The organism is Hwanghaeella sp. LZ110, from assembly GCF_048892525.1.
Lineage (GTDB): Bacteria > Pseudomonadota > Alphaproteobacteria > UBA8366 > Aestuariispiraceae > Pacificispira.
The window spans coordinates 1-5,214 of the sequence record NZ_JBLZHT010000018.1 but is presented as its reverse complement, the minus strand read 5'-3'; the positions used below and the strand labels follow the sequence as shown (position 1 = coordinate 5,214).

The window sequence follows — 5,214 nt, the reverse complement described above, 5'->3', positions numbered from 1 at the left end:
TTGAACGGATGGAACATCCAGGGGCGTCCGGTAATGTGGCCCGGCAGATAGGTCTTGCCGAAATGCTCATTCCCGGTCCAGGTCCGCGCGGTTAATTCCGGATTATAGAATTCGCGATTGGCATCCCAATATTCATCGTGATTGGTAAAGGACATATCGGTGCCTTCGGGATCGGTGATCCGCGCCCGTTTGGCATTGCGAATCCGGTCCCAGGTCCATTTGTCCATGGCATTGATGACTTCAATAGGCATGGCATGGGCCGGGGAGGCCAGGATTTCCGGCGTGATGAAGGGCATGCGCTGAATCTTGATGAAGCGTTCGGCCAGTACCGGACCGCCATAGCCCATCAGGATTTTGTCGTATTTCTGGTTCTTCTCTTCCTCTTCCCACATGTCCATCCACTCAGCGAGTTCTTTGGTGCGGAACAGGTAGTAATCGACTTCATCTGCGCCGACCCATTGGGGGATCGGTCCACGGTCGATATATTTGATCTCATACTTGACCTTGTACTTCTCAAGGATCTTTTTGCAGGCCTCAATGGTCAGCTCGCTGTGCCAATTGTCGACACGCAGCATCACGCGCTCGCCCTCTTTCAAGTCCCAGCACGCATTCAGGCCATGGTTATAGGGCCGTTGTGCGACATGCTCCAAATAGGGTAGCAATTGATCGGACTTGGTGATTTCCACAAAGGGAGGGCAGCGCGGCGGCCGGCTGGATTGCAGCGGCGGCGTGCTGTGCCGTGGCAGTGCATCCGGACGCAGGCCTGTGTTGATTGCTGAATTTTGGTCCGTTTGAATGTCATCTTTTGGCATGATCGCCCCTTCGCAAAAAATCACAGAAACAATAATTGCATGCAAAATATTATTTGGAGCCCAATAAATCAATTAGAAATCGGATTTTTTGATGGAATTGCATTCATTTTAAAAAGAATGATGAACTGATCCGACTTTCACCGTTCTTCGGAGCGGCTGATCAAACCAAGTCCCGGAATTGCGGAGACGGGTTTGCCAAGGCGCATACCCTCAACACTGGCACGCTTGTTACGGCACGCCTGATGGGCATACCCGATCATCAGGGCAGCAGCGTGGCCGCCTTGCCGCTGAATTAATGCCTCAACCAATTGGACCCGGGTCTCATAGGTGCGCTTGACACGTTCCAGGCTGAAATCGTCGGAAGACAGGTCGAAGACAACACTGTGCGGCGCCACCAGTGGAATGCGTGAAAGATGAGCAATTGTTGAATGAATTGCTGTGTTACCGGAGGCGCTGACAATCAAGGCATGGAATTCAGCTACAAGTTCCATCCATTTTAGCCGTGCTTCGCGTTGTGAGAATCCTGAAGCGAGGACCGTTTTCATGCTATCAAGAAGGTCGCGGAACAACGACACATTCGCATCGGATATCCCTTTTTCACAAATGCAGCGTGCGGCGATAGCCTCAATTTCTCCTCGCAGGATGATTGCATCGGAAACTTCATCCAGTGTGAATCTTTTAGTTCTGAAACCACGATTGGGCGTGTGAGCCACAAGCCCTTCAAGTTCCAAAGAACTGAGTGCCAATCGGATAACAGTTCTCGATACCCCCAGGCTGGCTGCTATATGCACTTCCTTCAGTTTCTCCCCCGCGCCATAGGTGCCGCTCAGGATGGCTTCTCGAAGGATTTGTGTTGCATTCTCAACTTGGGTGGACATTTCGCCTCTCTCGTCATGGCAGCATTTTTCAGTTCATCCAGTGCAACAGGATGAGTGAAATATCTGGAACAAGAACCAATACCAGCAGTACTAGCAAATTGCACAGAATGAACGGTGCCACGCCGGTATAAATCTGGCGCAGAGGTACGGACGGCGTCATGGAATGCAGCAACATCACGTTCATCCCAATGGGAGGCGTGATCATTCCCAATTCGATGATCGCCACATTTATGATTCCCCACCAGATCGGATCATAGCCAAGTTGAATGATCAGCGGCAGGACAAAGGGAAGCGTGATCAGCATGGCTGAGATGGTTTCAAATATGCTGCCCAGGATAATATAGCCCAGTAAGATCATGAAAATAATGGCCAGCGGGGGCAATCCGGTGCCCTGAAGAAATGTAACAAAACTTTCTGACAAGCCAGAAAACGTTACAAAATAGGCGAAAACCGAGGCCCCTATAATTATAATATAGATGGCTGCGGTGGATTGGGCAGCATCCAACAGCGCCTTCCAGAAATCCGCCAAACTCATGCGGCGGCGAACCAGGGCAATGCCCAGCGCAGCAATCGCGCCGACGGATGCTCCCTCGGTCACGGTAAAGACGCCACCATAAATGCCACCCAGAACGACGAAGACCAAAATGCCGGCCGCCCAGGCCTTGCGCAAAGCGCCGAGGCGTTCCAGCCAGGTTGCGCGGGCGCTTAAAGGCGCCCAATCCGGCCGCAGACGAACGACAATGGCGATGGTCGCTAACATTGCCATCACGGTCAGAATGATAGGAATGATCGACGCGACAAAGACATCCAGGATGAATTGCTTCGCCAGAATGGCGTAAATCACCATGACGATAGAGGGGGGCACGATGGATCCCAGATTTCCACCCGCCGCAATAACGCCACACGAAAATGACGTTTTATACCCGTGGCGCAGCATTTCCGGCAGCGCGGTTCGTCCAAATGTTGCGGTTGTTGCAAGGGACGATCCACAGATGGCCCCAAACCCGGCACAGCCCATAATCGTGGCATAAGCAAGGCCGCCGCGTCGATGTCCCAGCCCTGCCTGGGCCAGTGAATAGATTTCTGTCGACATGCGGCCGGCGGAGGCAAAGCTGCCCATCAGAAGGAATAATGGCACAACGGCCAGATCGGTACTGGATAAATTAGCAACCGTTTCTGTACCCAAAAGTGATAATGCCGGACCCCAGCCGATCAATGCGGCAACGCCCAACACCCCGGCAATTGCCATCGCAATCCCGATCTGCACATGCAACAGGATCAGGGCAAACATGCCTGCGATCCCCAGGGCCGCGATCAAGGTCGAGTCCATAAAGCCTCCTGATACTCATCCATTACAACGAAACTGTCGGGTTTGAGGCTTGGTCGCCTCGGCGGAGGTCGTGGATCGTGTCGAAGGTCACAAGAGCTTCTACGAGCAGGGCAATCCCTAGAATAACTGTTACAGCCCACCACCATGGTGCGGTCGGCCAATGCAGTAACCATGTTGCACTGTTCATCGCGGCCTCACGGGTTGCAAAACGGCCCATCTGGTAAACGATGACAGCCAATACCCCGATGGTGGCCATATGGGACAGCAGTTCCAAAACGACATTTCCTGTCGGTCCGAACCACGCCCCAAAAATGCGCACAGCGACGCCCCGTTTGCTCCATAATGCAATTGGAAATGTCGCGGCGACGGATACTGCGGTAATCAGGCCTGAGAACTCACCAACAGCGCTGATCGGACTGTTAAACAGCCAGCGCATCAGAACGTCCAGCACTGTCATCGCAGCAAGGATTAAAAAGCAGACCAATCCCGCCGCGGCAACGGCTTTGGCAAGTAAACCTGCCAATTGATACAAATTGTTCGGGCGATGGGGCACGGACATGTCAGATTCCCCCTTATGCCGGGCTTAAAGAAAGAGGGGCGTTTCGGTTTAGATTTTACTCAAACCCGAAGCGCCCCGCGATCAAAATCTAGCGTCCTGCTCTGATATCTGACAAGATCGTCTCAAGCGAGGCTTTTAGTCTTGCGCCATTTTCCTGGTTCTTTGCCCAGCCATCGCTGACTTCGCCCAGTTCTGTACGCCATTGTTCCAAAGCGGCACCGTCTGGTTCCGTGACAACATGCTTGCTGCTGGCCACAGTCTCCTTGTGGATGCGATCAGCTTCGGTATCAAATACCTCACCAAATGCACGGGAGAAAGTTTCACCGCTGACCGAAAGAATGGCCTTCTGGGCTGATTCCGGCAAAGCGTCGAAGCGCTCTTTTGACATGGCGACCATGATCGGGACGGCCCCCATCGGCACCAGCAGGTGATACTTGGTGACATCCAGAATACGGAAATCATTCAGTCCGATCCATTCTGCCAGGGACCCGTCGATAACCCCACGGCTGATCGACTCGGCCGCTTGTGTCACGGGTAAGCCAACAGGGGTCGCCCCGATTTTTTCCAGGATAGCATTATCAACCTGACCTGCGGACCGAATTTTCAACCCGGACACATCGCTTAACGATGTCATCGGTTTTGCTGTATGCAGGCTGTAGGGGGCTGTTGTGAAGAGACCGAGCGGCTGCAAGTCTTCATAGCCGCGCAGCAATCCCTTCTCGTATAATCGCCAATAGCTGACACTGCCCTCAACCGAACTGGCGACGTGAAAGGGAAGGTTCAGGACTTCATTGTCAGGATATTTCCCCTGGCTATAGGCCGGGATCATCCAGGCAATATCTGCCACGCCATTGGTCAATAGATCCAATTGTACGGCAGGGCTTTTTCCAAGAGCACCGCCGGGATACAGCTTTATCTTAATCTCACCGTTGGATGCTTCTTCTACCCGCTCAGCCCAGGGTACCAGAACGTCTTTGTAGCTGATCGATTGTGGCGGCAGGAAAATTGAAAAAGACAGCTCAATTGGATCGGCTGCCTTTGCAAATTGGGTTTGACCTAAAAGTACGCATAGGCATAAGGCCATCAGGCCCTGATATTTTTTCCACATTGTTTCCTCCTCATTCCCATTTGTTTTAGCGTCGACCATCTGTATCGGGTCGTTTTTAGGATACGACGATAGTGACACCACCGTTTCACAGATTGTCATGAGATAATGCATGCATTGCATACATAATCAAACATTTTTCGCATGTTTTTCATTGTTAATTATAAAAATGTATGCATTATCGAAAAAAATGAATGACCTGAGGATAGTGGTTTCAAACAACATCCGGGTACATTCCAAGAATAAATCGGGGTATGGAGGAAAATGCCAATGAATGTCCTTGTGACGGGCGGAACTGGTATCATCGGGGTCAATGTGGTTCGGCAATTGAACGCACAGGGGCACACTGTCACCGTTATGGATGTGAAGCCGGATGTTGGGTTTCTGTCGGATATTCGATCAGAATACAGATTTGTCCGTGGCGACCTTCAGGATCTTCCTTGGATTATTGAATTACTGAAGCAGGATCGCATTGATCAGATCGTGCATCTGGGTGCGGTCATGTCGCCGCATCACACAACGCACCCTTA

Annotated in this window: 6 protein-coding genes; 1 reads left to right on the top strand and 5 read right to left on the bottom strand. The window is 51.8% G+C overall.

The features are described from left to right. The 5 genes from ACOSDM_RS19960 to ACOSDM_RS19940 all read right to left on the bottom strand — a co-directional run. A partial coding sequence (locus ACOSDM_RS19960; RefSeq protein ID WP_420726300.1) for a hypothetical protein occupies positions 1–812 on the bottom strand: 812 nt, incomplete at its 3' end. 137 nt (positions 813–949) lie between these two features. Further along, the gene (locus ACOSDM_RS19955) at positions 950–1,690 is read right to left on the bottom strand and encodes a GntR family transcriptional regulator (RefSeq protein ID WP_290482077.1); all 741 of its coding nucleotides are present in this window, start codon (positions 1,688–1,690) and stop codon (positions 950–952) included. Between the two features lie 28 nt (positions 1,691–1,718). After that, positions 1,719–3,020 (bottom strand): TRAP transporter large permease, encoded by a 1,302-nt coding sequence (locus ACOSDM_RS19950; RefSeq protein ID WP_290482078.1) that lies wholly within the window; start codon positions 3,018–3,020, stop codon positions 1,719–1,721. Between the two features lie 22 nt (positions 3,021–3,042). Further along, the gene (locus tag ACOSDM_RS19945; RefSeq protein ID WP_290482079.1) at positions 3,043–3,579 is read right to left on the bottom strand and encodes a TRAP transporter small permease; all 537 of its coding nucleotides are present in this window, start codon (positions 3,577–3,579) and stop codon (positions 3,043–3,045) included. Between the two features lie 88 nt (positions 3,580–3,667). Beyond that, entirely contained in the window at positions 3,668–4,687 is a 1,020-nt protein-coding gene (locus tag ACOSDM_RS19940) for a TRAP transporter substrate-binding protein (RefSeq protein ID WP_420726299.1), read from the bottom strand. A 261-nt stretch (positions 4,688–4,948) separates the two neighbouring features. Between ACOSDM_RS19940 and ACOSDM_RS19935 the strand changes: the two genes are divergently transcribed. Continuing rightward, positions 4,949–5,214 (top strand): NAD-dependent epimerase/dehydratase family protein (locus tag ACOSDM_RS19935; protein ID WP_420726298.1); only part of this gene is annotated, 266 nt, incomplete at its 3' end.

What these genes read in the sequence shown, in the direction of transcription:
- ACOSDM_RS19950 (WP_290482078.1), bottom strand. Translation starts at nt 3,020, where the DNA reads ATGGACTCGACCTTGATCGCGGCCCTGGGGATCGCAGGCATGTTTGCC.
- ACOSDM_RS19940 (WP_420726299.1), bottom strand. Translation starts at nt 4,687, where the DNA reads ATGTGGAAAAAATATCAGGGCCTGATGGCCTTATGCCTATGCGTACTT.
- ACOSDM_RS19955 (WP_290482077.1), bottom strand. Translation starts at nt 1,690, where the DNA reads ATGTCCACCCAAGTTGAGAATGCAACACAAATCCTTCGAGAAGCCATC.
- ACOSDM_RS19945 (WP_290482079.1), bottom strand. Translation starts at nt 3,579, where the DNA reads ATGTCCGTGCCCCATCGCCCGAACAATTTGTATCAATTGGCAGGTTTA.